The 25,315-nt window shown below is 69.1% G+C and carries 21 protein-coding genes; 12 read left to right on the forward strand and 9 right to left on the reverse strand.

Features of this window, described 5'->3' with window-relative positions; genetic code table 11:
* Positions 1-5: 5 nt before the first annotated feature.
* The 7 genes from OM513_RS18540 to OM513_RS18570 all read right to left on the reverse strand — a co-directional run bounded on the left by OM513_RS18540 (position 6) and on the right by OM513_RS18570 (position 7,086).
* Positions 6-1,352, reverse strand: a complete 1,347-nt coding sequence (locus OM513_RS18540) for a glycoside hydrolase 5 family protein (RefSeq protein WP_264946261.1) — start codon at positions 1,350-1,352, stop codon at positions 6-8.
* Between the two features lie 136 nt (positions 1,353-1,488).
* Complete coding sequence (locus OM513_RS18545; protein WP_264946262.1) at positions 1,489-1,776, reverse strand: TFIIB-type zinc ribbon-containing protein; 288 nt, start codon at positions 1,774-1,776, stop codon at positions 1,489-1,491.
* Positions 1,777-1,780: 4 nt separating this feature from the next.
* A complete protein-coding gene (locus OM513_RS18550) occupies positions 1,781-2,497 on the reverse strand; it encodes a Bax inhibitor-1/YccA family protein (RefSeq protein WP_264946263.1) in 717 nt (238 codons plus the stop codon).
* 14 nt (positions 2,498-2,511) lie between these two features.
* Positions 2,512-2,727 carry a YdcH family protein gene (locus tag OM513_RS18555; RefSeq protein ID WP_264946264.1) on the reverse strand — a complete coding sequence of 72 codons (216 nt, stop codon included), beginning with the start codon at positions 2,725-2,727 and terminating at the stop codon, positions 2,512-2,514.
* A gap of 187 nt (positions 2,728-2,914) precedes the next feature.
* Positions 2,915-4,174 (reverse strand): GGDEF domain-containing protein, encoded by a 1,260-nt coding sequence (locus OM513_RS18560; RefSeq protein WP_264946265.1) that lies wholly within the window; start codon positions 4,172-4,174, stop codon positions 2,915-2,917.
* A 49-nt stretch (positions 4,175-4,223) separates the two neighbouring features.
* Positions 4,224-5,639 carry a succinylglutamate-semialdehyde dehydrogenase gene (gene astD / locus OM513_RS18565; protein WP_264946266.1) on the reverse strand — a complete coding sequence of 472 codons (1,416 nt, stop codon included), beginning with the start codon at positions 5,637-5,639 and terminating at the stop codon, positions 4,224-4,226.
* 82 nt (positions 5,640-5,721) lie between these two features.
* Complete coding sequence (locus tag OM513_RS18570) at positions 5,722-7,086, reverse strand: protein adenylyltransferase SelO family protein (RefSeq protein WP_264946267.1); 1,365 nt, start codon at positions 7,084-7,086, stop codon at positions 5,722-5,724.
* An 18-nt stretch (positions 7,087-7,104) separates the two neighbouring features.
* Here OM513_RS18570 and OM513_RS18575 point away from each other — a divergent pair, with 18 nt between their 5' ends.
* From OM513_RS18575 to OM513_RS18590, 4 genes are all read left to right on the forward strand, one after another.
* Positions 7,105-8,016 carry an alpha/beta fold hydrolase gene (locus OM513_RS18575; protein WP_264946268.1) on the forward strand — a complete coding sequence of 304 codons (912 nt, stop codon included), beginning with the start codon at positions 7,105-7,107 and terminating at the stop codon, positions 8,014-8,016.
* Entirely contained in the window at positions 8,017-8,265 is a 249-nt protein-coding gene (locus tag OM513_RS18580) for a hypothetical protein (protein WP_264946269.1), read from the forward strand.
* 5 nt (positions 8,266-8,270) lie between these two features.
* A complete protein-coding gene (locus OM513_RS18585; RefSeq protein WP_264946270.1) occupies positions 8,271-9,413 on the forward strand; it encodes a glycosyltransferase family 4 protein in 1,143 nt (380 codons plus the stop codon).
* A gap of 64 nt (positions 9,414-9,477) precedes the next feature.
* The gene (locus OM513_RS18590) at positions 9,478-10,881 is read left to right on the forward strand and encodes an NAD(P)H-dependent flavin oxidoreductase (RefSeq protein WP_264946271.1); all 1,404 of its coding nucleotides are present in this window, start codon (positions 9,478-9,480) and stop codon (positions 10,879-10,881) included.
* A 7-nt stretch (positions 10,882-10,888) separates the two neighbouring features.
* Here the strand turns inward: OM513_RS18590 and OM513_RS18595 are convergent, their stop codons facing one another.
* A complete protein-coding gene (locus OM513_RS18595; RefSeq protein ID WP_264946272.1) occupies positions 10,889-11,335 on the reverse strand; it encodes a PilZ domain-containing protein in 447 nt (148 codons plus the stop codon).
* A gap of 216 nt (positions 11,336-11,551) precedes the next feature.
* A complete protein-coding gene (locus tag OM513_RS18600) occupies positions 11,552-12,547 on the reverse strand; it encodes a 2-hydroxyacid dehydrogenase (protein ID WP_264946273.1) in 996 nt (331 codons plus the stop codon).
* A gap of 97 nt (positions 12,548-12,644) precedes the next feature.
* Between OM513_RS18600 and OM513_RS18605 the strand changes: the two genes are divergently transcribed.
* The 8 genes from OM513_RS18605 to OM513_RS18640 all read left to right on the forward strand — a co-directional run bounded on the left by OM513_RS18605 (position 12,645) and on the right by OM513_RS18640 (position 25,271).
* Positions 12,645-13,133, forward strand: coding sequence for an SH3 domain-containing protein (locus OM513_RS18605; RefSeq protein WP_264946274.1), 489 nt, complete (start codon positions 12,645-12,647; stop codon positions 13,131-13,133).
* 4 nt (positions 13,134-13,137) lie between these two features.
* On the forward strand, positions 13,138-13,893 hold the full coding sequence (locus OM513_RS18610; RefSeq protein WP_264946275.1) for a prepilin peptidase: 756 nt from the start codon (positions 13,138-13,140) through the stop codon (positions 13,891-13,893).
* Complete coding sequence (locus tag OM513_RS18615) at positions 13,851-15,299, forward strand: coniferyl aldehyde dehydrogenase (protein WP_380916472.1); 1,449 nt, start codon at positions 13,851-13,853, stop codon at positions 15,297-15,299. Before OM513_RS18610 ends, OM513_RS18615 begins: the two co-directional genes overlap by 43 nt.
* Positions 15,300-15,614: 315 nt before the next feature.
* Positions 15,615-16,064, forward strand: coding sequence for a MarR family winged helix-turn-helix transcriptional regulator (locus tag OM513_RS18620; protein ID WP_264946276.1), 450 nt, complete (start codon positions 15,615-15,617; stop codon positions 16,062-16,064).
* 72 nt (positions 16,065-16,136) lie between these two features.
* On the forward strand, positions 16,137-18,239 hold the full coding sequence (locus OM513_RS18625; RefSeq protein WP_264946277.1) for a malate synthase G: 2,103 nt from the start codon (positions 16,137-16,139) through the stop codon (positions 18,237-18,239).
* Between the two features lie 69 nt (positions 18,240-18,308).
* Positions 18,309-18,701, forward strand: coding sequence for a Rap1a/Tai family immunity protein (locus OM513_RS18630; protein ID WP_264946278.1), 393 nt, complete (start codon positions 18,309-18,311; stop codon positions 18,699-18,701).
* A 163-nt stretch (positions 18,702-18,864) separates the two neighbouring features.
* Positions 18,865-21,039, forward strand: coding sequence for an autotransporter assembly complex protein TamA (locus OM513_RS18635; RefSeq protein ID WP_264946279.1), 2,175 nt, complete (start codon positions 18,865-18,867; stop codon positions 21,037-21,039).
* Complete coding sequence (locus tag OM513_RS18640; RefSeq protein ID WP_264946280.1) at positions 21,039-25,271, forward strand: translocation/assembly module TamB domain-containing protein; 4,233 nt, start codon at positions 21,039-21,041, stop codon at positions 25,269-25,271. The genes OM513_RS18635 and OM513_RS18640 overlap by 1 nt, the downstream gene beginning before the upstream one ends.
* The last annotated feature ends 44 nt before the right edge of the window (positions 25,272-25,315 follow it).

The raw sequence follows: 25,315 nt of genomic DNA on the forward strand, positions 1-25,315 counted from the left end.
AGGGCTCAGCCCGCAATCGGCACGCCGATCGTCGCCAGCGCCTGGGCGTGGCGTGTGATTTCCGCCGTGGTTGTCGTGTCTCCATCGAATACGCCATACCAGCCCTGGGGCTCGTGCGGGGGATCGCCGACGAAGGGGTCTCCCTCCCTGTAGCGATGGTCGCCGTGCGCCGCGCGGCCCTCTCCGTTCCATGCCCAGAAGTTTGAGCCCTGGACCGGCCCGCCGGTGCGGACGCTGTCTTCCACCGCATCGTAGATCAGCCGGTAATAGGCGTCGCGATAGCGGGTGCTCGCCTCCGGATCATAGCCGCCGCCGTCGCGGGGGTAGCCGAACTCCTCGATCACCAGCGGCTTGCCCAGCTCGCGCGCCATCGCGACGTGCTGGGCGATATAGTCGCGGACCCTGGCCATCCCGGCCTCGTTGGTTGCGGCCAGGTCCTTCGCGTCGATCCAGCTCCAGTTGAGCGGCCAGATATGCGCGGTGAGATAGTCGATCTCCGAAAAGCCGTGCGCGCTGCGGTAGATGTCCGCGCTCTCAACCGTGCCCTTCAGCCCTTCGTTGCCGGTGGAGACGAGATGGTTGGGATCGATCGACTTGATCAGCCGTGCCGTGCCCTGGATCCAGGCGTGGAAGGCCGGGAGCAGCGGCGCCGCCGTCTCCGCGCCTCCGCCGGGGCGCGGCTCGTTGGCGAGCTGCCAGGCCATGATCGCGGGGTCCTGGGCATAGGCGATGCCGGTGATCGCGTTGGTGCGGCCCACGATCGCGCGCACCCAGTCGTGATAGAGCGCCACTGCCTTGGGGTTGGCATAGAATTGCGCCGTGGCGTTGGGGAAGGCGGGCCAGGGATGCGCCGGATCGCCCATGTCGAGATACTTGCCGGTGACATAGTAGAGATAGGTCGCCATCCCGCCCGACCATTCCCAGAAATTGGTCAGGTAAAGCACCGCCTTCATCCCGCGCCGGCCCATCTCCGCCAGGCAGAAGTCGAGCCCGTCGAGAAGCGTCGCGTTCCAGACGTTGCCCGGGCCGCGGAAGCCGGGTTTCACGGAATTGCGCAACGGCCCCTGCTCGGCGGAGGCGAGGAGGCGCAGGTTGGTGACGCCCAGCGCGGCCAGCCGGTCCAGCTCGCGCTTGAGCCGGTCGCGGTTGCCTGGCGAAGCGGCAGCGCCGAGATAGGCGCCGTACCAGATGTTCGCGCCCGCGAAGCGATAGGGGCGGCCGTCGAGCGCGAACCGTGTGCCGGTCCGGCGGACGAACGGGCCTGATGCCGGGGCGACGGAGGCCGCGGCGGACGCGGGCAATGCGGCGGCGAGCGCTCCGCCAGCCGCAAGCATATCCCTGCGCGATACCATGGCCCTCTCCCGATAGCGTTGTCAGCGCGGAAGCATAGCCGGGCCGCAGATTTTGGGAAGCGGCGATGGGCAGGGCCGAAGTGCGCCACCGGCCGGGGGGGGGGGGAAGGTGGCCGGTGGCGCGTTCGGGGAGCCGTTAGTCGAACAGCTCCTCGAGGAAGGATTTGCGGCGCTTGTGGCCGTAATGGCCGTGGCCGCCCTGGTGCTTGTCGCCGCCCCAGGGGCGCTCGTCGCGATACTCGCGCGGCGCTGGTGCAGGGGCTGGCGCGGGGCGGGCGGCCCCGGCGCTGCGCTCGATGATCTTGTCGAGCTCCCCCCGGTCGAGCCACACGCCGCGGCACGAAGGGCAATAGTCGATCTCGATCCCCTGGCGCTCGTTCGGCACCAGCGCGGTTCCGTCGACGGGGCAGACGAAGTTGCTCAATGCGTCACTCCTCGCGCACGCCAACCAGGCTCAGCAGAAGCTGGAACATGTTGATCAGGTTCAGGTAGAGCGACAGCGCACCCATCACCGCCATCTTCTCGATGGCCTGGGTGCCGGCATAGGCGATATACTCGCTCTTCAGCCGCTGCGTGTCCCATGCGGTGAGCCCCGCGAAGACCAGCACGCCGACCGCCGAGACAGCCATCTGCACCAGCGACGAGCCGATGAAGAGGTTGACCAGGCTAACCCCGATCACGACCAGCAGGCCGACCATCAGGAACGGCGCGAAGCCGCTGAGGCTGCGGTTGGTGGTGTAGCCCCAGAGACTGAGGCCCGCGAACAGCGCCGCCGCGGCGAAGAAGGCCATGGCGATGCTCTGGCCGGTGAAGACCAGGAAGATGCTGGCCATCGAAACGCCCATCACGCCGGCAAAGGCGAAGAAGGCGGTTCGCGCGCCGGCCGTCGTCATCCGCTCGATACGGAAGGTGAAGAAGAAGATGAACGCCAGCGGGGCGAACATCGCCACCCACTTCAGCGGCGTGCCGAAGATCAGCGCCGTGAGCGGCGGCGACGCCGCGACGCCCATGGCGACAAGGCCGGTCAAGAGCAGGCCGATGCCCATGTAGCGATAGATGCCGAGCATGTGGCGGCGCAGACCCGCATCGAAGCGGGCCTCCGCGCCGGCGGCGGCGTTCTGGTTGAAATAGCGAAGATTATCCATTGAAAGCTTGCTCCCTACGCATGCCGCGCGCGGCGGATCGCGCCACGCGCCAGCCGCCGCATCTCGGCGGCGTCGGGCACATGACGGAACAACTGATCCTTGATGCCCAGCCGCTGTTTCTTGAGCTGCGCGATCCGGAACTGGTCCGGCAGGCGGCGCGTGAGTTCGCGCCGGATCTCGCGGTTGAGAAGGCGGTGTGCGGCGATCAGCCGTTCGATCAACTGGTTCACAATCCCACTCCATCGATGTGTTTCATCGATCGAGCCTGCGGGGTGCTGGTGAGGGGGGCTTTGGGAGGCCACGCCTGAACTGCACCGAGCATGCTCGATGCGGTCCGACATCACGGGGCTTCTGGTGAAGCCGCCGCCAGAGGGGCCCGGTCCCGCCCCACCTATCTAGGCGGGGCGGGCGGCCAATTCAAGGGCGCCGCGTCGCGCGGGCAAGGCGGCCGGGCCGCTGCTTGTCGCGATACATCGCGGCATCGGCTTCGGCGATCAGTGCGGAAGGATCGGCGCGCGATCCCGGTTCGGCCGTCGCGCGGCCGAAGCTGGCGGACATCGGCCAGCCCGGCGCAACCTCGATCGCTGCGATCGCGAGGCGCAGGCGGCTCACCATTGCGGATGCTCCCATCGCGGTCACGCCGGGCGCGGCGATGACGAATTCGTCGCCGCCGACCCGCGCCACCCGGGCGCCGGAGCCTGCGATCGCCGACAGGGCCTGCGCGGCGGCGGTGACGCAGGCGTCGCCATGCGCGTGGCCGAAGCGGTCGTTGACGGTCTTGAATGCGTCGAGGTCGGCGTAGACCAGGGTCACCGGCTGGTAGCGCCGCAGCAGCGGCTCCAGGAAGTCGAGCAGGCCGCGCCGGTTGAGCAGGCCGGTAAGCGGATCGCGCTTGGCATCCTCGCGCGCGGCACGGATCTCGGAAAGGTCCTCGATCACCGACACGAAGAAGTCCGGTTCGCCCGTGGCGTCACGCACCAGCGCCACCGTGAGGTTTACCCAGACGACGCTGCCGTCGGGGCGCAGATAGCGCTTCTCCATGATGTAGCGGTCGGTCTGGCCGGAGAGCAGGCGGCGGACATGGGCGACGTCGTTCGCCAGGTCGTCCGGATGGGTGATGCGCTGGAATCCGCTGCCGAGCAGATCCTCGCGGCTGTGGCCGGTGATCGCGGCGAAACGTTCGTTGACCGCCAGGAAGCTGCCGTCCGGCGCGACATGGGCGATGCCGACCGGTGCGGCGGAGAAGGTGGCGTCGAGCCGCCTCCGGTCCTTGTGCCAATGCTCCTCGGCACGGCGCAGCGCGGCGCCGCTGAACGCGGCGGCGGCCAGCCAGGTGATCGCGTCGAGCGCGAAGGGCGCTTCGGGCGATGGCATTGTGCCCGGGGTCGTCCAGAGCATGATGGTGCCAACGCTGCCCTGCGCGGCGGGGATCGCGGCTTCCAGCGCGGGCGTTCCGGGCTGATCGGGCAATTCACCGGCGGTGATCCGGCCGGCGTCCTTGCCGGATAGTTCCACCATCGCGCAGACCGTATCCGGCACGAGCTGCAGCGCATCCTGGGCCAGCGCCCCCGCTATCTCCAGCGGAGCCGTGGCGCCGAGCGCGATAAGGCGCCGGACATTGCGCGCCTGATGATGGGTCCCCCGCACGCCTTCGCGCGCCACCGCAGGTTCATACATGCCATATCGCTTGGCACGCAGGCGTTAACCATCGGTTTCCGGGCGCGGCTCAGGCGTCGTGCAGGCCGATCCCGATCGAGGCGCGCGCGTGGTCCGATTCCGACGATACGACAGGGTAGGCGCAGTAATCGGCGGCGTAATAGGCGCTCGGCCGGTGGTTGCCGGACCAGCCGACGCCGCCGAACGGCGCGGAGGAGGAGGCGCCGTTGGTCGGCCGGTTCCAGTTGACGATGCCCGCGCGGATATTCGCCCAGAACCGGTCGTAGAGCTGCGGATCCTGGCTTACCAGGCTGGCGGACAGACCATAGCGGGTGTTGTTCGCTTCGGTGATCGCGTCGTCGAAGCTGGCGGCGCGGAACACCTGGAGGATCGGGCCGAACAGCTCGACGTCGGGCTTCTCGCTCGCGTCGGTCATGTCGATCACGCCGGGGGTGAGGAAGGGGCGGCCGTCGATTGGGCGCTCCATGTGCCGCAGCGGCCTTCCGCCGCGGGTGGACAGCGCCAGGAAGCTCTCGGTGAGCATGTCGGCGGTGTCGTTGTCGATCACCGGGCCCATGAACGGGGCGGGATCGGCGTGCGGTTCGCCGATGATCAGGCGGCCGATCAGCTTGTTCAGCTCGGTCATCAGCGGATCGAACAGCTTCTGGTCAACGATCAGCCGCCGCGCCGCCGTGCAGCGTTGGCCCGCGGTGGTGAAGGCCGATTGCAGCACCAGGATCGCCGCCGAATAGATGTCGGGCGTATCCCACACCAGGATCGGGTTGTTGCCGCCCATCTCCAGCGCCAGAATCTTTTCCGGCCGCGTCGCGAACATGCGGTTGAGCGCGATACCCGTATTGGCGGAACCGGTGAACAGCAGCCCGTCGATATCCGGGTGGCCTGCCAGCGCCTTGCCCTCGTCTGGCCCGCCGGGCAGCAGGCGCACGCAGCCTTCCGGAATGCCGGCGGCATGGAAGCATTCGACCAGGAAGGCGCCGCTGGCGGGCGTCTTCTCCGAAGGCTTGAATACCACGGCGTTGCCGGCGAGCAGCGCCGGGACGATGTGCCCGTTGGGCAGATGCGCGGGGAAATTATAGGGTCCGAGCACCGCGAGCACGCCATGCGGCTTGTGCCGCAGCGCCAGGCGGACGTTCATCGGGGCGTCGATGCGCTGCTGGCCGGTACGCTGCGAATAGGCGGCGACCGAGATGTCGACCTTGCCGATCACGCTTTCGACCTCGGACCGGGACTCCCACAACGGCTTGCCCGTCTCGCGCGCGATCACGTCGGCGAAGGCATCCGCCTTCTGCCGCACGACGTTGGCGAAGCGGCGAAGCGCTTCGATACGATAGGTCAGCGGCCGCGCGGCCCATCCGGCCCAGCTAGCGCGTGCGTGCGCGACTTCCGTATCGACGTCGCCCGTGCGCTGGCGCCAAAGCACCGCGCCCGTCGCCGGTTCGGTAGAAATGATTTCCTGGCCGGGCATTATTTGGGACTGACTTGGTCCTTGAAGTGATGTGCGCGCTCTTGCACCAAATCGGTGCCGGTTGCCACACCCGCAATGATCCTCATTTCAAAGCATCTCCCATCGCGCGAACTGCGGCGATCTTGTGGGTGAACGGCGCCCAGTCTTCCTCGCGGTCGATCGCGGCCCAGATGGCCTCCACTTCGTCGATCAGCATCGCGCAGGGTTCCGGATTCCGCCAATATGGGTGGTCGCGCGATTTTCGCGGCGCATAGGCGGCGAGCTGGGCCGCGAAGCCGTCGAAACGGGCAGGATAGCCCGCAGGCCGCGCGCCGCCGAAGAAATCGAAGAAGAAACGGTCGAGCCCCACGCCCGATCCGTTCAGCGCCCGCTCCATCGCGGCGATCAGGTGCGAATCCTCCGCCGCCCCGCGCGGCACAACGCCCAGCCGCCACAGCAGTGCCGCCGCCACCTCCTCCTGATAGCGCGCGCCGAACCCCTCCAGCACGCCGGCCAGTTCCTCCTGCGGTGCGATCAGCGTCAGCGAGGCGGCGAGCTGCATCGCGTCCCAATAGATCGCCTCGGGCTGGCGGCCGAAGGCGTGGAGGCCCTGCTGGTCGAAATAGGCCGCGGTGAAGGCCGGGTCCCATTCGGGCGCCCAGCGCCAGGGACCGTAATCGAAGCTCTCCCCGGTAACGTTGATGTTGTCGCTGTTGAGCACGCCATGGACGAAACCCGCCGCCATGAAGCGCCCCGCGAGCCGCGCCGTGCGCGCGACGACGTTGCCCAGAAGCTGCAGCGCAGGCTCGGCGCCGGGCTCCTCGCCGTGGAGGTGGCGCAACACATAGGCCGCCAGTCGCGCCATCTCTGCCTCCTGCCCGAAATAGGCGAGGCGCTGGAAGGTGCCGATGCGGATGTGCCCGTGGCTGAGCCGCACCAGTACGGAGGACCGGGTGGGCGAGGGCTCGTCGCCGCGTACCAGCGCCTCGCCGGTTTCGATCAGCGAGAAGCTGCGCGAGGTCTCGACGCCCAGCGCCTCCAGCATTTCCGTCGCCAGCACCTCGCGGACGCCGCCCTTCAGCGTCAGCCGCCCGTCGCCGAAGCGGCTGTAGGGGGTGGTGCCGCTGCCCTTGGTCCCCAGATCGAGCAGCCGGCCGCGTCCGTCCCCGCCGCCCTCGCGGAGCTGGGCGAACAGGAATCCGCGCCCGTCGCCGATATCGGGATTGTACACGCGGAACTGGTGGCCGTGGTATCGTAGCGCCAGCGGACGGGCCAGGCTGCCGGGCAGCGGCTCGAAGCGGGCGAAATGGGCGATCCAGCGATCGTCGTCGAGATCGGCGAGCCCCACCTGCGCCGCCGCGCGATCGTTGCGGAAGCGCAGGATCGCCTTGGGAAAGGCCGCCGCCTCCACCGGATCGTAGAAAGCTTCGCCGAGTTCGAGGATCGTCTGTTGCGGAGAGAAGGCCATCCGGCGATATGGGGGAGGATGGGTGACCGGCGCAACCTTGCCCCCTGGGTGGACAAATATTGGTGGTCCAACGACGGACTGCGGCTGCACTACCGCGAATATGAGGGGCCGGCGGACAAGCCGGCGATACTCTGCTTCCCGGGGCTGACCCGCAACGCCCGCGATTATGAGGGCGTGGCTGAGCGGCTGGCGGGGAAGTGGCGCGTGCTGGCGGTGGAGTTCCGCGGGCGCGGCGAGAGCGCCTATGCCAAGGACCCGATGTCCTATGTGCCGCTGACCTATTTCCAGGATGTGCAGGCGTTGCTGGCGGAAGCGGGGGTGGATCGCTTCGTGGCGATCGGCACATCGCTGGGCGGGATCGTGACGATGCTGTTGGCCGCCACCGAGCGCGACCGGCTGGCCGGTGCGGTGCTGAACGACGTCGGGCCGGAGATCGGGGCGGCGGGGCTGGCGCGCATCCGAACCTATGTCGGCAAGCCGGTGCAATATCCCACCTGGATGCACGCCGCCCGCGCCATTGCCGAGGGGAACCGCGACGTGTTCCCCAACTATGGCATCGAGGATTGGCTGCGCATGGCGAAGCGGCTGTGCCGGCTCAATTCGTCAGGCCGGATCGTCTACGACTATGACATGAAGATCGCCGAGCCCTTCCGCGTGCCGGGCAACGAGGCGGGGCCGGACATGTGGCGCGCGCTGGACGGGCTGAAGGACAAGCCCCTGCTGGTGGTGCGCGGCGCGCGATCGGACATTTTGAGCGCCAGCGTGGCCGACCGGATGATCGAATATCTGCCTGGCGCCGAACTGGTCACTATCCCGGACGTGGGCCACGCCCCCACGCTGGAGGAGCCGGAGGCCGCGGCCGGGATCGACCGGTTGCTGGCCAAGGCGGCCAAGGGCGCCAAGCCGGCGGCGAGGGCCAAGGCGGGCTAGATGTTCGTCCGCATCGTCCTGGTGGCGGGCCTGCTGTCCGGCATGCTGGCGGCGGGCGTGATGTGCGCGATCGCGCTCGATCACAATCCGCAGGGCGAGTTCGCCGATCCGGCGACGGGGGCTTGGGTGACGGGCAACCTGGTGCCGCTGGCGGCCATATGGTTCGGCGTGGTGTTCGCGCCCTTTGCCGCGGTCGCACTCACCGGCTTCCTCATCGTGCGGATCGCGGCTATGCGCGACGGCGACTGACCGCCATGTCCTCCATCCATATCCTCCACCTCCACTCCACCTTCGCGCTCGGCGGGAAGGAGGCGCGCGCCGTGCGGCTGATGAACGCATTCGGCGATCGCGCGCGGCACACCATCGTATCTTCGATGCCCGATCAGCTCGGCGCGCGCGACGCGATCGCCAAGGGCATCAAATATGAGATCGCGCAGGACCCGCCGCCGCTCACCGGCCGGCCCTCGGTCAAGCGCTATGAGGCGATCGCGCGCTTCATGCGCCGGTTCGATCTGGTGCTGACCTATAATTGGGGCGCGATCGACGGGGTGATGGCCGCGCGCGTGTTCGGCAAGGGCCTGCCCCCGGTGATCCACCATGAGGACGGTTTCAACGCCGACGAGGCGCACCGGCTGAACCCCGTGCGCAACATGTACCGCCGGATCGCGCTGCCCGCCGCCAACGCGCTGGTGGTGCCATCCTACACGCTGGAGCATATCGCGGAGAAGATGTGGGGCCAGCCGCCCGAACGGCTGCGCTACATCGCGAACGGCATCGACACCGCAGCCTATGCCCGCAAGCCCGATCCGAAGGCGATCCCGGGCTTTGAGCGGCGCGAGGGCGAGGTGGTGATCGGGACCGTCGCCGGGCTGCGCGCGGTGAAGGACCTGCCCAAGCTGGTGCGCGCCGTGGCCGGGCTGGGCATGCGGTTCCGGCTGGTGATCGCCGGCGAGGGGCCGGAGCGGCAGGCGATCCTGGATCAGGCAGAGCTGATGGCGATCGAGGACAAGCTGGTGATGCCCGGCTTCCTGCCCGATCCGCACCGCTACATCGGCCTGTTCGACATCTATGCGCTGTCGTCAAAGAGCGAGCAGGCGCCGATATCGGTGATCGAGGCGATGGCGGCGGGGCTTCCCGTGGTGTCGCCGGTCGTCGGCGACGTCTCGCAGATGGTGGGGAAGCGCAACCAGCCCTATCTCGCCAACCCTATCGACAAGAAGATCGAGGTGTTCCTGCGCGACCGGCTGGAACGGCTGGCACTCTCGCCCGAGGAGCGCACGCTGGTGGGCGAAGAGAACCGCCAGCGCGCCCACGATCTGTTCGACGAGAAGGCCATGATCGCCGCCTATGCGCAGCTTTACGGAGAGGCGATGGGCCGCCCCGGGGTGTTAGGCTGATATTCCCCTCGCTTGTTGGCCGTGTTCCGGCTAGCTAATCGCGCGATTTTTTCTGGAGGAACGTTTGTTCAAGGGTCTGAAGCCCATCGTATACGGCGGCCGCGAGGTATGGCCGCTGGTCGAGGGCGGCAAGGGCGTTTCGGCGACCAATCATGCGAGCGCGGGCGCCTGGGCCGCCGCGGGCGGCATCGGCACGGTTTCCGCGGTCAACGCCGACAGCTATGACGCGGACGGCAAGATCATCCCGCAGATCTATCGCGCGCTCACGCGGCGCGAGCGGCATGAGGAGCTGATCCAGTACGCGATCGACGGCGCGGTGCAGCAGGTGCGGCGCGCGTTCGACATCGCGGGCGGCAAGGGCGCGATCAACATCAACGTGCTGTGGGAGATGGGTGGCGCGCAGCGCGTGCTCCATGGCGTGCTGGAGCGGACGCGGGGGCTGGTCTCCGGCGTCACCTGCGGCGCGGGCATGCCCTACAAGCTCAGCGAGATCGCCGCGGGGTACAATGTCAGCTACCTGCCGATCGTCAGCTCGGCGCGCGCCTTCCGCGCACTGTGGAAGCGCGCCTATTCGAAGGCGGCGGAGTGGCTGTCGGCGGTGGTCTATGAGGACCCGTGGCTCGCGGGCGGGCACAACGGCCTGTCCAACGCGGAAGACCCGCGCCAGCCGGAGGACCCCTATCCGCGCGTGAAGGCGCTGCGCGAGACGATGCGCGAAGGCGGCATTTCCGACGACGTGCCGATCGTGATGGCGGGCGGCGTCTGGTATCTGCGCGACTGGAACGACTGGATCGACAATCCGGAGCTGGGCACCATCGCCTTCCAGTTCGGCACCCGGCCGCTGCTGACCAAGGAAAGCCCGATCCCGGACGTGTGGAAATCACGCCTGATGGAGCTGGACGAGGGCGATATCCTGCTCCACCGCTTCTCGCCGACCGGCTTCTATTCCTCGGCGGTGCGCAACCCGTTCCTGCGCAACCTTGAGGCGCGCAGCGAGCGGCAGATTCCCTATTCGACCGAACAGGCCGGCGATCACACCTTCCAGCTCGACGTGGGGGTGAAGGGCAAGAACTTCTGGGTGACGCGCAACGATCTGCTTCGCGCGCGCGAATGGTTCGGCCTGGGCTTCACCACCGCGCTCAAGACGCCGGACAACACGCTGGTGTTCGTGACGCAGCAGGAGCAGCAGGTGATCCGCAAGGACCAGGCCGACTGCATGGGCTGCCTCAGCCAGTGCCAGTTCTCGTCCTGGGCGGATACCGAGACGAACTCGACCGGGCGGCTGGCCGATCCGCGCAGCTTCTGCATCCAGAAGACGCTGCAGGAGATCGCCCATGGCGGCGATCCGGACCAGAACCTGATGTTCGCCGGCCACGCGGCGTTTCAGTTCAAGAAGGACCCCTTCTATTCCAACGGCTTCGTCCCCACGGTGAAGCAGTTGGTGGACCGCATCCTGACCGGCGACTGATCCCCGTTCAGGGGAGCAGCGCCGGGCGGCCCAGGGCGTTCCAGGCGAGCAGGCTGGACAGCGCGAGCACCGAGAGCGCGGCGAAGATCACGATCGCGCGGCCCAGCCGTTCGTCCATCTCTTCGCGCCGGGCGTTCTGGCGGGCGGCGGCGGCCTCGTCCGGGATGGAGGCGGTGTCGTTGCGCTGCTGCGGGCGCCCTTCGACCAGCGCGGCGACGTCGATGCGTTCCTGAAGGCGCACGCCGAAGGCCTCGCCCCGGCTCCACACCGTGCGCGCGGCAAAGGAGGCGGCGGGCGAACGGATCTCCAGATAGGTGCCCGGGGCCGGGGGCGTGGCGCTGCGCAGCTCCATGCCCCGCGACGATACGTTCGAGATGGTCGCGAACGGGCGATTGCGGTCATACCGGGTAGCTGCGGCGATGCGGACGGGTCGCCTGGGTTCGCGCTGGTGCATTGCCATCCTCCGGGCGGCCAGGATGTTGCGAGGTTCCCGCCGCGATTGATCTGCAAATCGCGATGCGCGCCGGCGCTTAACGAAAACCTTCCGAGCGCGGTTAACGGGCGCCGGAACGGGTAAGTCCGGATGGCGCCGGCAAGATTTTGCAAACCATGAAGAGCGCCACGCCCCGGGGATCGTTTCGCTGCGCGGCCGTCCGGTGCGCGCGACAGCCTATAGCCAGCCCTCGAACACCTGGTCGGGCGGGCGATGGCCGTCCACCCAGCTCCGGATGTTGGCGATCACCTTCGCGCCCATCGCCTCGCGCCCCTCGAACGTCGCCGAGCCGAGGTGGGGGAGGAGCACCACATTGTCGAGCGGGATCAGGCGCGGGTCCACCGCAGGTTCGCCGACATAGACGTCGAGCCCAGCGCCGGCGATGCGGCCGTTCACCAGCGCTTGGACGAGCGCCTCCGGATCGACGATTTCCCCGCGGGCGGTGTTGATCAGCCAGCCGTCCGGCCCGAGCAGATCCAGCCGCCGCGCGTCGATCAGGCCGTCCGTATCCGCCGTATGGGGGCAATGGATGGTCAGGATTTCCGCCGCCGCCAGCATCGAATCGACATCGTCATGCCAGGTCGCGCCAAGCTGTGCCTCCAGCACGCCCGGCAGGCGCTGGCGCTGGTGATAATGGATCTGGAGCCCGAACGCGCGGGCCCGTGCCGCCACCGCCTGCCCGATGCGGCCCATGCCCAGGATGCCCAGCTTGCGCCCGCCGATCCGGTGGCCGCGCATCGCGGTGGGCGCCCATCCGGTCCACTGCCCGGCGCGGACCAGCTTGTCGCCTTCTGCCAGGCGGCGCGGGGCGGCGAGGATCAGCGCCATCGCCAGATCCGCGGTATCCTCGCTCAGCACGCCGGGCGTGTTGGTGACCAGGATGCCGCGCGCGCGCGCAGCTTTCAGATCGATGTGTCCGATGCCTGCGCCGTAATTGGCGATAAGCCGCAGCCTTTCGCCGGCGCCGGCGATAAGATCGGCATCGATACGGTCGGTCACGGTCGGGACAAACACCTCGGTATCGGCCATTGCCGCGGCCAGCTCTGCACGGTCCATCGCGTGATCGTCCGGGTTCAGCACCGCGTCGAACAGTTCCGACATGCGGGCCTGGGTGCCGTCGGGGAGCGTGCGCGTGACCGTCACGCGCGGGCGGGCAGGGTGCTGCTGTACCATTGCGGGCGGATTGGCGCGGCGGCGCGCGCCAGTCAACGGGTTGAAGCTTCTCGCCCGGCCGCGATAGAAGGGGGTTAACGGCTACAAGGGGATCGCAATGCGTTGGTGGAAGGGGCTGGCGATCGGCGTGATCACGCTGTGCGCCGCCGCATGGTCGGTCGAGGAGGCGCAGGCGCAGCGCAAGCCGCCCTATTTCGCCTCGATCACCGCTTCCAAGGCGCGGATGCGCACCGGCCCCGGGCGCAACTATCCTGCGAGCTGGCTGTACCAGCGCGAGGACCTGCCGATCAAAGTCATCGACATCTATGGCGAGTGGCGCAAGATCGAGGATCCGGACGGCACCCAGGGATGGATGCAGGTCAACATGCTGAGCGACACCCGCACCGCGATGGTGATCGGCCAGATCATCGAGATGCGGTCGGCTCCGGCATTCGACGCGCGCGTCAACTGGCGGGCCGCGCCTGGCGTGGTGGGGCGGGTGAGCAAATGTTCGCGCGGATGGTGCTGGTTCGACGTGCGCGGCCGCGGCGGATATGTCGAGAAGACGCACCTGTGGGGCGTCGATCCGAACGAGACGTTGCCCTGACGCCATGGAGGCTTGGCTCTGGCCGGTCCTGCTGGGCGTGGTGGGCGCCGTGTTCGGCAGCTTCATCGCCACGGTGGCGGTGCGCTGGCCGGAGGGGCGATCGGCGCTTGCGGGGCGATCGGCATGCGACGGGTGCGGCAAGTCGCTGCGCGCGCATGAGCTTGTACCGCTGCTGAGCTATCTGCTGCTGCGCGGGCGGTGCGCGGCGTGCGGAGCGGCGATCCGCCCGGCACATCCGGCGATCGAGCTGATCGGCCTGGCGATCGGCTTGGGCGCCGGGATCGCGGCGCCGGGGATCGAAGGGGCGGCGGGCGCCGCGTTCGGCTGGCTGCTGCTGGCGCTGGGTGCGCTGGACCTGGCGGCCTTCTGGCTGCCCAATCTGCTGACCGGCGCCCTGGCCGCGCTGGGGCTGGCGGGCGCGCTGGCGGGGATCGGCCCGCCGCTGGAGCCGCGGCTGATCGGCGGCGCGGCGGGGTTCCTCAGCTTGTGGGCTGTCGCCGCCGGATACCGGGCGATGCGTGGCCGCGACGGGCTGGGCGGGGGCGATCCCAAGCTGTTCGGCGCGATCGGGCTGTGGCTGGGCTGGCGGATGCTGCCGCTGGTGCTGCTCGGCGCATGCCTGCTCGCCTTCGCGGCGATTTTGGCGCTAAGCTTGCGCGGACGCAGGCCCGCGATGGGCGACCGGATGCCGCTGGGCGTGTTCCTGGCGGCGGCGGCATGGATCGCCTGGGCGGCCATGGCGATGGGCTGGGAGGGGTGATGCGCGAGATACTCGAACGCCAGCGGGCTGCTTTCATGGCGGAGCTGCCGGTGCCCGTGGCGGTGCGGAAGGACCGGCTGAAACGCGCCGCCGCGATGGTTGCGGACAACGCCGATGCGCTGTGCGACGCGCTGAGTGAGGATTTCGGCCATCGCAGCCGCGAACAATCGATGCTGACCGATATCGCCGCCTCGGTAGCCCCGCTGAACCATGCCGTCCGCCATGTCGCGCGCTGGATGAAGGCGGAGCGCAAGCCGCTGACCTTTCCCCTCGGGCTGCTGGGGGCCAGGGGGGCGGTGGAATATCAGCCCAAGGGCGTCGTCGGCATCATCGCGCCGTGGAACTTCCCGGTGAACCTGGTGGTGGGGCCGCTGGCGGGCGTGTTCGCCGCGGGCAACCGGGCGATGGTGAAGACCAGCGAATATACCCCGACGGTCGCCGCGCTGTTCGAGGAACTGGCGCCGCGCTACTTCGCGGCCGAGGAGCTGGCGTTCGTGTCCGGCGGGCCGGAGGCTGGCAAGGCCTTCGCCTCGCTGCCCTTTGATCACCTGCTGTTCACCGGGGCGACGGGGATCGCGAAGCACATCCTGCATGCCGCCGCCGACAATCTGGTCCCGGTGACGCTGGAGCTGGGCGGCAAGTCGCCGGTGATCTTCGGCCGCTCTGCCGATGTCGCGCGCGGCACCGAGCGGGTGGCGCTGGGCAAGATGATGAACGCGGGCCAGATCTGCCTGGCGCCCGATTACATGCTGGTGCCCGAGGAGAAGGAGGGCGAGGTGATCGCCGGGCTGACCGCCGCGGCATCGGCGATGTACCCCAGCGTTCTCGCCAATCCGGACTATACCGCGATCATCAACGACCGGCATTACCAGCGGCTCACCGCCTGGATCGACGACGCCCGAGCCAAGGGCGCCGAGGTGACGGTGGTGGACCCGGCGAAGGAAGATTTCGCCGCGTCCAATTCGCGCAAGCTGCCGCTTCACATCATCCGCAACGCCACCGACGACATGCTGGTGATGCAGGAGGAGATCTTTGGCCCGGTGCTGCCGGTGCGCCGCTATGCGCGGATCGAGGACGCGATCGGCGAGGTAAACCGGCGCGACCGGCCGCTCGCGCTCTACTATTTCGGCAGCGACGCGGGCGAGCGGCGCCAGGTGCTGGACCGCACGATATCCGGCGGCGCGACCGTGAACGACGTGATCTTCCATGTGAGCCAGGAGGAGCTGCCCTTCGGCGGGATCGGGCCGAGCGGGATGGGCGCCTATCACGGCGAGGCGGGCTTCCGCACCTTCAGCCATGCCCGCGCGCTGTTCCGGCAGTCCGGGCTGGACGTGGCCGGGCTGGCGGGGCTCAAGCCGCCCTATGGCAAGCGGACGATGATAGCGATCAAGCAGCAGATGCGATGATTCGCCGGGCTTCGAATATGCGCGGCGGTGGCGCGATGCGGCAAGGTTACACTATCGCAAGAATATAGGTTTCCGTAGCGTCAACCTGGCGAGTTACTTCGCGATTGCACAAAAAAAGAGGCCGCCCGAAGGCGGCCTGTTTAAGCCGAAGGCGGCCTGTTTAAGTTTTTAGGAGAGGATGCCTGAAAGGCATGGTCTTTTTGCGCCGCGGTGGGTTATTTCGCAAGTGCGAAAAGATACGTAGTGGATTGCAGAAATTGCAACCATAAGCCGTTCACGCTTGCAAAGATGGTTCGTGCGCCGCACGGAAACGCGATGTCCGCCACCACGTTGAAGCTAGACGCATTCCTACCTTACCGCCTGTCGGTCGCCTCCAACGCGGTTTCCGGCGCGATCGCAACGGCCTATCGCACCCTGTTCGGCCTGCGCATCCCCGAATGGCGGCTGATCGCGGTGCTGGCGGAGGACGGGGCGCTGAGCCAGCAGGCGCTCTGCGGACGCACCGGGATGGACAAGGTGACCGTCAGCCGTGCCGCGATCGCGCTGTTCGATCGCGGGCTGGTGTCGCGATCACCCAATCCGGACGACCAGCGATCGCATCTGCTGACCCTCTCCGGCACGGGCAAGGCGTTGTACGAGCAGGTCGCACCCAAGGCGATCGAGCTGGAACGCCGCATCTTCGACGGCTTCGCGCCCGAAGAGATCGCCGACTTCCGCACCATGCTGGAACGGCTGGAAGCGGCGGCGGGGGCGCTGGAGGCTTGATCCCTCGCGGCGGGCGTCCTAAGGGCGCTTGGCCCTCCCCAGGCGCCCGCGACCTGTGATCGGAGGAGTATCATGTCCGCTACCGTCGAACGCGCCGGCCTGAAGCCCGCAGGGGAGCTTGCCGCTTTCCTGGAAGAGCGCGTCCTTCCCGGCTTGGCCATTGATCCGCAAGGCTTTTGGGCCGGTGTGGCGGCGATATTCGAGCGCTTCGTGCCCGAGAACCGCGCGCTGCTGGCGAAGCGCGATGCGCTGCAGGCGCAGATCGACGCATGGTGCAAGGAAAATCAGGTACTTGCGGCCGATCCCGCGGCCCAGGAAGCGTTCCTGAAGCGCATCGGATACCTGGTTCCCGAACCGGCGGCCTTTTCGGTCGGAACGGAACAAGTCGACGCCGAAGTTGCGAAAATGGCGGGGCCTCAGCTCGTCGTTCCCGTGCTCAACGCTCGCTTCGTCCTCAACGCCGCCAACGCGCGCTGGGGCAGCCTGTACGACGCGCTCTACGGCACCGACGTGCTGCCCGGCGCGGCGAAGCCCGGCGGCTATGACGCGGAACGCGGCGCGCAGGTGATCGCCTATGCCAAGGCGTTCCTGGACGAGGCGGTGCCGCTCAACGGCATGCGCTGGGCCGAATTCGCGGGCGGCGACCTGCCGCTGGCCGATCCGGGCCAGTTCGTCGCGGGGCGCGGCGCATCGATGCTGTTCCGCCACAACGGGCTGCACATCGAGGTGGTGGTCGATCGCGAACATCCGATCGGGCGCACCGATCCGGCGGGCATCGCCGACGTGCTGATGGAAGCGGCGCTGACCGCGATCGTGGACCTGGAGGATTCGGTCGCCGCGGTGGACGCGGAGGACAAGGTCGCCGCCTATGCCAACTGGCTGGGCCTGATGCGGGGCGACCTGGAGGAGACGTTCGACAAGGGCGGCCGCGCGATGACGCGGCGGATGAATCCCGACCGCGATTATGAGATCCCCGGCGGCGGCACGCTGACGCTGCACGGCCGCAGCCTGTTGTTCGTCCGCAACGTGGGCCATCTGATGACCACGCCCGCGCTGCTGCTGGCGGACGGCGGCGAGGCGCCGGAGGGCATCCTGGACGCGATCGTCACCAGCCTGATCGCGCTCTATGACCTGCGCGGGCTGGGCCAGCATCGCAACAGCCGCGCGGGCAGCGTCTATATCGTCAAGCCCAAGATGCACGGGCCGGAGGAGGCGGGCTTCACCAACCGCCTGTTCGACGCGGTGGAGGACCTGCTGGGGCTGGCGCGCCACACGATCAAGGTCGGCGTGATGGACGAGGAGCGCCGCACCTCGGCGAACCTTGCCGCCTGCATCCATGCGGTGAAGGACCGGATCGTCTTCATCAACACCGGCTTCCTGGACCGCACCGGCGACGAGATCCACACCAGCATGGCCGCAGGCCCGATGATCCCCAAGGGCGAGATGAAGGCCAGCGCGTGGATCAAGGCCTATGAGGACCGCAACGTGCGCATCGGCCTGGCCTGCGGGCTTTCGGGCAAGGCGCAGATCGGCAAGGGCATGTGGGCCGCGCCCGACCGGATGGCCGACATGATGGCGCAGAAGATCGGCCATCCGATGAGCGGCGCCAACACCGCCTGGGTGCCGAGTCCCACTGCGGCGACGCTGCACGCGCTCCATTATCACAGGATCGACGTCTTCGCCCGCCAGCGCGAGATCGCCGGGGAAGCGATCCCGGGGCTGGCGCCGCTGCTGACGATCCCGGTCGCGCAGGGCCGCAACTGGACGCCCGAGGAAGTGGCGCGCGAGCTGGACAACAATGCGCAGGGCATCCTGGGCTATGTCGTCCGCTGGGTGGACCAGGGCGTGGGCTGTTCCAAGGTTCCCGATATCGACGACGTGGGGCTGATGGAGGACCGCGCGACGCTTCGCATCAGCTCGCAGCATCTGGCCAACTGGCTGCTGCATGGCGTGGCGAGCGCGGCGGACGTCGATGCGGCGCTGAAGCGCATGGCGGCGAAGGTGGACGCCCAGAACGCGGGCGATCCGCTGTACCGGCCGATGGCGGGCAACGAGGAGGCCAGCTTCGCCTTCCGCGCGGCCCGTGCGCTGGTGTTTGAGGGGACGGTGCAGCCGAACGGCTATACCGAGCCGTTGCTGCACCGGTTCCGCGCACAAGCAAAGGCCGCCTTCTAACCCTTTCACGGCCGCAATGTTCGGCCTATTGAGGGGACGCGAGTGTGTTTTTCGCGGGGAGATGAAGCGATGATCGAGCGAGTTGCAATCGGATCGTGGGGTGCGCGTATCGGGGCCGTGCTGCTGACGGCGGCCGCGATGGCGCCGGGTGCCGCCCAGGCCCAGGAATCGACTCCATCGACCGGTGTTTTCAAGACCGCGCAGGAGGTGTTCACCATCTGCAATTCGACCAAGGAGGTCGATGTTGAAGCCTGCGACTGGTTCATCATGTCCGCGCACGACATGATGAAATTCTATGGCGACACCGATACCGGCGGCGAGAAGATCTGCCTGCCGCAGGGCACCAAGGCGCTGGAGGTCCGCACCGCCGTGCTCGATTACTGGCGCAGCAAGCCGGAAGCCCGCAAATATTCGGCGGTCAGCACGATCTATAACGCGCTGACGCAGAAGTACGGCTGCTGATCCTTTCCGGCGTGGCGGGGGGAGTGCCTCCGCCGCGCCGGCCACCATATACGAAGCGCCGGTAGTTGAGACGCAGCGCGAAAGCGGGCTCGTTGGAGCCAAACGCCCCTTCCATCGTTAAGCCGATGAACGGACCGGAGTTTCCGGCCGCGGAAGGAGGCTTGTGCGCAAGGGGGTGAAGACGCTGGCCTGGACCGCGCTGGCCGGTGCGGCGCTGGTTCCCGGAACGGCGCTGGCGCAGGCGGCCGGGCAGGAGGCGCCCGGACAGCAGCCGCCGGGCCAGGGTGCCCCGGGCGCGGACGCGGGCGTGCAGGACCCGCCGGCGGTAATCGTGAGCGACGAGGAATTTGAGGCGGCGATGCCCGCCGTCGGCGACGATATCGATGCGCCGCTGGAGGCGATGCCGCCCGCGGCTCAGGCTCAGGCTCCGGCCGGGGCGGATGCCGTGGAGGGGCAGCAGGCTGCCGCCGATGATGCGGAGGTGCTGCCCGGCGAACTGGCGCCGATCGTCGAGCAGGAGGCCGAATTCTCAGAGCCGCTGCCGCCGGTCGCGGAATTCGAACTGGCTCCGGCGGCGGCGGACGAGGTGCAGGCCGGCGATGCGCCGGTGATCCGCTATACCACCGTGGTGCAGGGCCTCGACCTGCTGGACCTGGATGATGAGTTCCGATCGCTGTCGGCACTGGAGCGCGGCGACGGGCGCGCGGCGGCCGCGGCGATGGTGGCGGCGCGCGGCCGCGAAGACGAGCTGCTGGCGGTGCGCCTGCTCTATTCGCGCGGCTATTATGACGGCACGGCGATCGTCACCGTAGAGCAGGACCCGGGCGCCCCCGGTGCGTTGCGGGCGGTGCTCTCCGCCGCGCCGGGCGAGCTTTACCGGCTGGGATCGGTGCGCGTTGAGGGCGCCGACGCGCTGCCCGCCGGGCTGATCGAGCGCGGCCTGCCGCTGTTCCCCGACGATCCGATCGAGGCGGACCGCATCCAGGGCGCCGAGGCGAATCTGAGCGTGACGTTGCCGCAGTCGGGTTATCCCTTCGCCGCGCTGGGCCAGCGCGACATCCTGCTCGATGGTGCCACGCACCGCGGCGATTACGTCCTGCCGCTCGACACCGGGCCGCGCGCCAGCTTTGGCGGAGTGGTCGTCGCGGGCGAGGAGCCGGTGTTCCAGCCGGACCATATCGAGCTGCTCGCCCGGTTCGATCGCGGCGAGCTGTACGACAGCCGCGAGGTGGAGGACCTGCGCGAGGCGCTGATCGCCACCGGTCTGTTCTCCACGCTGTCGGTGGAGCCGGTGCGCACCGGCGATGCCGGGCCGGACGGGACCGAGGTGGTGAACCTGCAGGTGGTGCAGCGCGCCGGGCCGCCGCGCACCATCGCCGCGGAGGCGGGATATTCGACCGGCCAGGGCATCCGCGTGGAGGCGAGCTGGACGCACCGCAACCTGTTCCCGCCCGAAGGCGCGCTGATCTTGACCGGGGTGGCGGGCACGCAGGAGCAGGGGGCGAGCGCCACCTTCCGCAGATCCAACTGGAAGAAGCGCGATCGCACGCTCCAGATCGCGGCGGCGCTGAACCATGCCGATTACGACGCCTATCGCGCCTATACCGGATCGATCGCGGCGCGCGTCTCGCGCGACTCTACGCCGATCTGGCAGAAGCGCTGGACCTGGTCGCTGGGTGCGGAGCTGGTCGGCACCAGCGAGGACCGGTATGATTACGCCCGCAGCGTCCGCGATCGCGGCACCTGGCTTATCGCCGCGCTGCCCGGCGTGCTTGGCTATGACGCGAGCGACGATCTGCTTGATCCCAAGCGCGGGTTCCGGATCAAGGCGAGCCTGAGCCCCGAGACATCGGTGCGCGGCGCCGTGCGGCCCTATGCGCGGATGATGCTGGAGGGCACCTATTACCAGCCCGCGGGCGAGAACTTCGTGATCGCGGCGCGCGCGCGCGCGGGTTCGATCCAGGGCGTGGCGCGCGACGCGCTGCCGCCGTCGCGCCGCTATTATGCCGGCGGCGGCGGATCGGTGCGCGGCTTCGGCTATCAGCAGCTCGGGCCGCGTTCGCCCGACGGCAAGCCGGTGGGCGGGCGCAGCCTGGCCGAGTTCGCGCTGGAGGCGCGCTATCGCTTCGGCAATTTCGGGATCGTGCCGTTCATCGACGCGGGCCAGGTTTATGACGAGACCTTGCCGACGATGCGGAACATCCGCTTCGGCGCGGGCGTGGGCGGGCGCTTCTACACCAATTTCGGGCCGCTGCGCGTGGACGTGGCGACGCCGATCAACCGCCAGCCGGGCGAATCGCGCGTGGCGGTCTATATCTCGATCGGCCAGGCCTTCTGATGGCGGGCGAGGAACCCGCCGTCGAGGCTGCGCCTCCGCAGGTGGAGGATACGCCCGCCCGTCCGCGGCGCGGCGGATGGGCGCGCGCCGGGCGCTGGGCCGCGGGCATCACCGGTGGTGTGGCGGCGCTGGCCGGGGCGGGGCTGCTGTGGCTCGACAGCGCGATGGGCCATGCCTTCCTGGCGCGGCAGATCAGCGGGATGGTGCTCGAATCCGGCCTGAATTTCCGCGTGGAGCGGATCGAGGGATCGGTGTTCGGCGCGATGGAGCTGCGCGGGGTGGAGGCGCGCGATCCCAGGGGCGGCTTCGCCAGCGCCGATCGCGTCGCGGTGGACTGGCGGCCGTGGCGCTGGTTCTCGAACCGGATCGACATCCGTTCCGCCGCGATCCCGCTGGTGCGGCTGGCGCGGCTGCCCGAGCTGAAGACCGTTCCGCGCCAGCCGAACGAGCCGCTGCTGCCCGAGATCGGCATCGAGTTGGGCAGGCTGGACATCGCGCGGATCGAGATCGCCCCGGCGGTGACCGGCCGGGCGCATGCCGCGCGGCTGAACGGCAGCGTGCATATCGCGGACGGGCGGGCGGTGGTTACGGCCGAAGGCGCGGCGCTGGCCGGGCCGGGGCTGGCGGGCGGCGACCGCATGTCGCTGAAGCTGGACGCGGTGCCCGCCAGCAACCGGCTGGACATGGCGCTGCGCGTCGCGGCTCCCGCCGACGGGCTGGCGGCGGCGCTGACCGGGGTGGCCAAGCCGCTGGCGCTTTCGGTGGAGGGCGCGGGGAGCTGGCAGCGCTGGCGCGGGCTGGCGGTGGGATCGCTGGGCGGCGAGGAACTGGCCAACCTGGCGGTCACCGCCGACGACGGGCGCTTCACGCTGCGCGGGCCGGTGCATGCCGGGCTGTGGCTGGAGGGACCGGCGGCGCGGCTGGCCGGGCCGGTGACCGATGTGGCGATCGAGGCGCGCTGGGCGGACCGGCGGGCGGCGACGCGCTTTGACGTGAAGTCGCAGGCGCTGGCGGTGCATGGCGAGGGGCTGATCGACCTGCGCCGCAGCCGCTTCGGCGATTTCCGGGTGGAGGCGCTGTTGCGCACGCCGGGCACCATCGCCGAGCGGCTGAGCGGACGCGATGTGCGGCTGGCGGTGGCGCTCGACGGGCCGTTCGCCACGCCGATGGTGGATTACAAGCTGCGCGCCGCGATGCTGGGCTTTGGCGAGACGCTGGTCGAGGGGCTGGCGGCCGAGGGGCGGGCGCGGGTGGACGCGAACCGGATGCGCGTGCCCGTGCGCGCGGTGGCGGCGCGCGTGACCGGGCTGAACGACGCGGCGGGCAGCCTGCTCACCAACCTGACCGTCAGCGGCGACCTGGCGATCGCGGGCAGCCAGATATTGTCGGACAATCTGCGGCTGGTGTCGGACCGGGTGAACGCCACCGCGATCCTGATCGCCGATGTCTCCGCCGGGCGCTACACCGGGGCGATCAAGGGGCGCGTCAACGATTACGAGCTGGACGGGCTGGCGCTGGTCAACCTGGAGACCGACGCGAAGCTCTATACGCCGCCCGCTGGCGGCTGGGGTATCCGCGGCGGGGTCTCCGCACGCAGCGTCAAGATCCTGAACGAAGGGGTGCGCAGCTTCCTGGGCGGCAACGCCGCGGCCACCGCCGATGTGGGGATCGATCAGCAGGGCATCGTCAGCTTCGCCAATGTGCGCCTGCGCGCGCCATTGTTCGAGATACGGTCCGGCCAGGGCAGCTATGACCCGGCCGGGCCGATCCAGGCGCGGCTGGACGGCCAGTCGGTGCGGTTCGGGGCGCTGAGCGCGGACGTATCCGGACGCGGCACCGCGCCCGAGGTGGTGGTGCGCGCGCCCAGCCCCGGCGTGGGCGTGGGCATGACCGGGCTGGTGGCGCGCATCCGCGGCGAGGGGCAGAGCTGGGCGATCACCGCCGACGGCGGCACCGATTACGGCCCCTTCGCCGCCGATGTGCTGGTGACCACCGGCAAGCGGACGGTGGTGGACGTGCGCGGCGGGCGCTTTGCCGGCATGGTGCCGGGCGGGCGGCTGGTGCAGGGGGCGGCTGGGCCGTTCGAGGGAGTGCTCAGCTTCGCCGGATCGGGGATCACCGGATCGGCGACGCTTTCGGCGCAGGGCGCGCTCCAATATGCGGCCTTCACCGCCCGCGCCGCCAACGCTCAGGTGCCCGGCGCGGCCGAGCTGACCATCGGTCAGGCGATCGCGGACGGCAGCATCCTGTTCGCCGAGGTGCCGCAGATCATCGCCGATGTGCAGGTCGCCAACCTGCGCCAGCGCGAGCTGACGCTGCGCACCGCGCGCGCCAAGATCGACTATCAGGGCGGCAAGGGCTCCGCCCAGTTGCTCGCCACGGGATCGACCGGCGTGCCGTTCCGCATCGCCGCCAACGCCGATCTGAAGCCCGGGCTGTGGCGCGTCGCGGTGGACGGGCAGGGCAGCGGCGTGAAGTTCAAGACCCGCGATGCCGCGCGGATCAAGGTGCTGGAGGACGGATACGAGCTCCAGCCCGTCCGCGTGGATCTGGACCAGGGCACCGCGCTGCTCTCCGGCACCTATGGTGCGGGCTATTCGGTGAAGGCGCGGCTGGAGCGGCTGGACCTGGCGGTGGTCAACGCCTTCGTCCCCGGGCTGGGCATCGGCGGCAGCGCCACCGGCAGCCTGGATTTCGCGCAGGACAGCCCCAGCGCCTTCCCCAGCGCCAATGCCCGGCTGGAGATCAGCAACTTCACCCGCGCCAGCATCGCCCGCGTGTCCGATCCGGTGAACCTGACGCTGGTCGGCAAGCTGCTGCCCGATGGCGGGGACGCGCGCGCGCTGATCAAGCGCGGCAGCACCACCATCGGCCGCATGGTGGCCACGCTGCGCCCGTTGGGGCCGGAGGCCGGGCCGTGGCGCGATCGGCTGATGGCGGCGCCGCTGTCTGGCGGTATCCGCTACAACGGGCCGGCGGCGGTGCTGTTCTCGCTGGCGGGGCTGACGGGGCAGCAGCTCAGCGGGCCGATCGGCGTCGCGGCGGACTTTTCCGGACGGGTGGCCACGCCGGAGCTTTCGGGCATCGTCCGCGCGAGCAACCTCACCTATGAGAACGAGACATATGGCACGCACCTGACCGCGATGAAGATCGAGGGCCAGTTCACCAACGACAAGCTGGTGATCCAGACGATGACCGCGCAGGCCGGATCGGGCACGGTGGGGCTCAGCGGATCGGTGGGGCTTTCCTCTGCCGCGGGATTCCCGATGAACCTGACCGCCGAGCTGCGCAACGCGCGGCTGGCGCGCAGCGACGCGCTGGGCGCCACCGCCACCGGCCGCATCCGCGTGATCCGCGACGAACAGGGGCCGCGGATCGAAGGGCGCATCGACCTGCCCGAAGTCCGGTACGAAGTGGTGCGCCAGGGCGCGGCCGAAATCCCGGAGCTGACCGGCATCCGCCGCAAGAGCGACGTCTTCGCCACCGAGGAGCAGCGCAAGGCCGCCCGCCAGACCTTCGGCGATTTCCGGCTGAACCTGCGCATCCGGGCCGACAACCGCGTGTTCATCAACGGCATGGGGCTGGAATCCGAATGGGCCACCAGCATCCGCATCGGCGGCTCCACCGCCGCGCCGGAGCTGGGCGGCACCGCCACGCTGGTGCGCGGCACCTATGATTTCGGCGGGCGGCGCTTCACGCTGACGCGCGGCGTGATCCGGTTCCAGGGCCGCGACATGACCAACCCGACGATCGATATCGCGGGCAATACCGATGCCGAAGGGATCACCGCCGTTCTGATCGTATCCGGCAGCGCGCAGCGGCCGCGGATCGCCTTCACCTCGTCGCCCGCGCTGCCGCAGGACGAGGTGCTTGCGCGGCTGCTGTTCGGCAATTCGGTGACCGACCTGACCGCGGTGGAGGCCGTCCAGCTTGCCGCCGCGCTCAACTCGCTGCGCGGATCGGGCGGGCTCAACCCGCTCGGCAAGCTGCGTTCGGCGGTGGGGATCGACCGGCTGCGCATCCTGAGCGCCGACGCGACGAGCGGCCGCGGCACCGCGATCGCCGCGGGCCAGTACATCACCGACGACATCTATGTGGAGGTGATCACCGACGCCCGCGGCTTCACCGCGACGCAACTGGAGGTGGCGCTGAGCCAGGCGCTGAGCGTTCTTTCCTACACCGGATCGTTCGGCGGAACGGGCGTCAGCCTGCGCTATTCGAAGGATTATTGACCGCCCGCACGCAGCGCGCATGATTGCGCTTGGCTCCGCTACTT

This window comes from Sphingomonas canadensis, from assembly GCF_026013525.1.
Classification (GTDB): domain Bacteria; phylum Pseudomonadota; class Alphaproteobacteria; order Sphingomonadales; family Sphingomonadaceae; genus Sphingomonas; species Sphingomonas canadensis.

Bases quoted from the DNA above. Each gene is read 5' to 3' on its own strand.
- OM513_RS18540 (WP_264946261.1), bottom strand. From the start codon at position 1,352: ATGGTATCGCGCAGGGATATGCTTGCGGCTGGCGGAGCGCTCGCCGCC.
- OM513_RS18550 (WP_264946263.1), bottom strand. From the start codon at position 2,497: ATGGATAATCTTCGCTATTTCAACCAGAACGCCGCCGCCGGCGCGGAG.
- OM513_RS18560 (WP_264946265.1), bottom strand. From the start codon at position 4,174: ATGTATGAACCTGCGGTGGCGCGCGAAGGCGTGCGGGGGACCCATCAT.
- astD (WP_264946266.1), bottom strand. From the start codon at position 5,639: ATGCCCGGCCAGGAAATCATTTCTACCGAACCGGCGACGGGCGCGGTG.
- OM513_RS18570 (WP_264946267.1), bottom strand. From the start codon at position 7,086: ATGGCCTTCTCTCCGCAACAGACGATCCTCGAACTCGGCGAAGCTTTC.
- OM513_RS18575 (WP_264946268.1), top strand. From the start codon at position 7,105: ATGGGTGACCGGCGCAACCTTGCCCCCTGGGTGGACAAATATTGGTGG.
- OM513_RS18580 (WP_264946269.1), top strand. From the start codon at position 8,017: ATGTTCGTCCGCATCGTCCTGGTGGCGGGCCTGCTGTCCGGCATGCTG.
- OM513_RS18585 (WP_264946270.1), top strand. From the start codon at position 8,271: ATGTCCTCCATCCATATCCTCCACCTCCACTCCACCTTCGCGCTCGGC.
- OM513_RS18595 (WP_264946272.1), bottom strand. From the start codon at position 11,335: ATGCACCAGCGCGAACCCAGGCGACCCGTCCGCATCGCCGCAGCTACC.
- OM513_RS18600 (WP_264946273.1), bottom strand. From the start codon at position 12,547: ATGGTACAGCAGCACCCTGCCCGCCCGCGCGTGACGGTCACGCGCACG.
- OM513_RS18605 (WP_264946274.1), top strand. From the start codon at position 12,645: ATGCGTTGGTGGAAGGGGCTGGCGATCGGCGTGATCACGCTGTGCGCC.
- OM513_RS18610 (WP_264946275.1), top strand. From the start codon at position 13,138: ATGGAGGCTTGGCTCTGGCCGGTCCTGCTGGGCGTGGTGGGCGCCGTG.
- OM513_RS18615 (WP_380916472.1), top strand. From the start codon at position 13,851: ATGGATCGCCTGGGCGGCCATGGCGATGGGCTGGGAGGGGTGATGCGC.
- OM513_RS18620 (WP_264946276.1), top strand. From the start codon at position 15,615: ATGTCCGCCACCACGTTGAAGCTAGACGCATTCCTACCTTACCGCCTG.
- OM513_RS18625 (WP_264946277.1), top strand. From the start codon at position 16,137: ATGTCCGCTACCGTCGAACGCGCCGGCCTGAAGCCCGCAGGGGAGCTT.
- OM513_RS18630 (WP_264946278.1), top strand. From the start codon at position 18,309: ATGATCGAGCGAGTTGCAATCGGATCGTGGGGTGCGCGTATCGGGGCC.
- OM513_RS18640 (WP_264946280.1), top strand. From the start codon at position 21,039: ATGGCGGGCGAGGAACCCGCCGTCGAGGCTGCGCCTCCGCAGGTGGAG.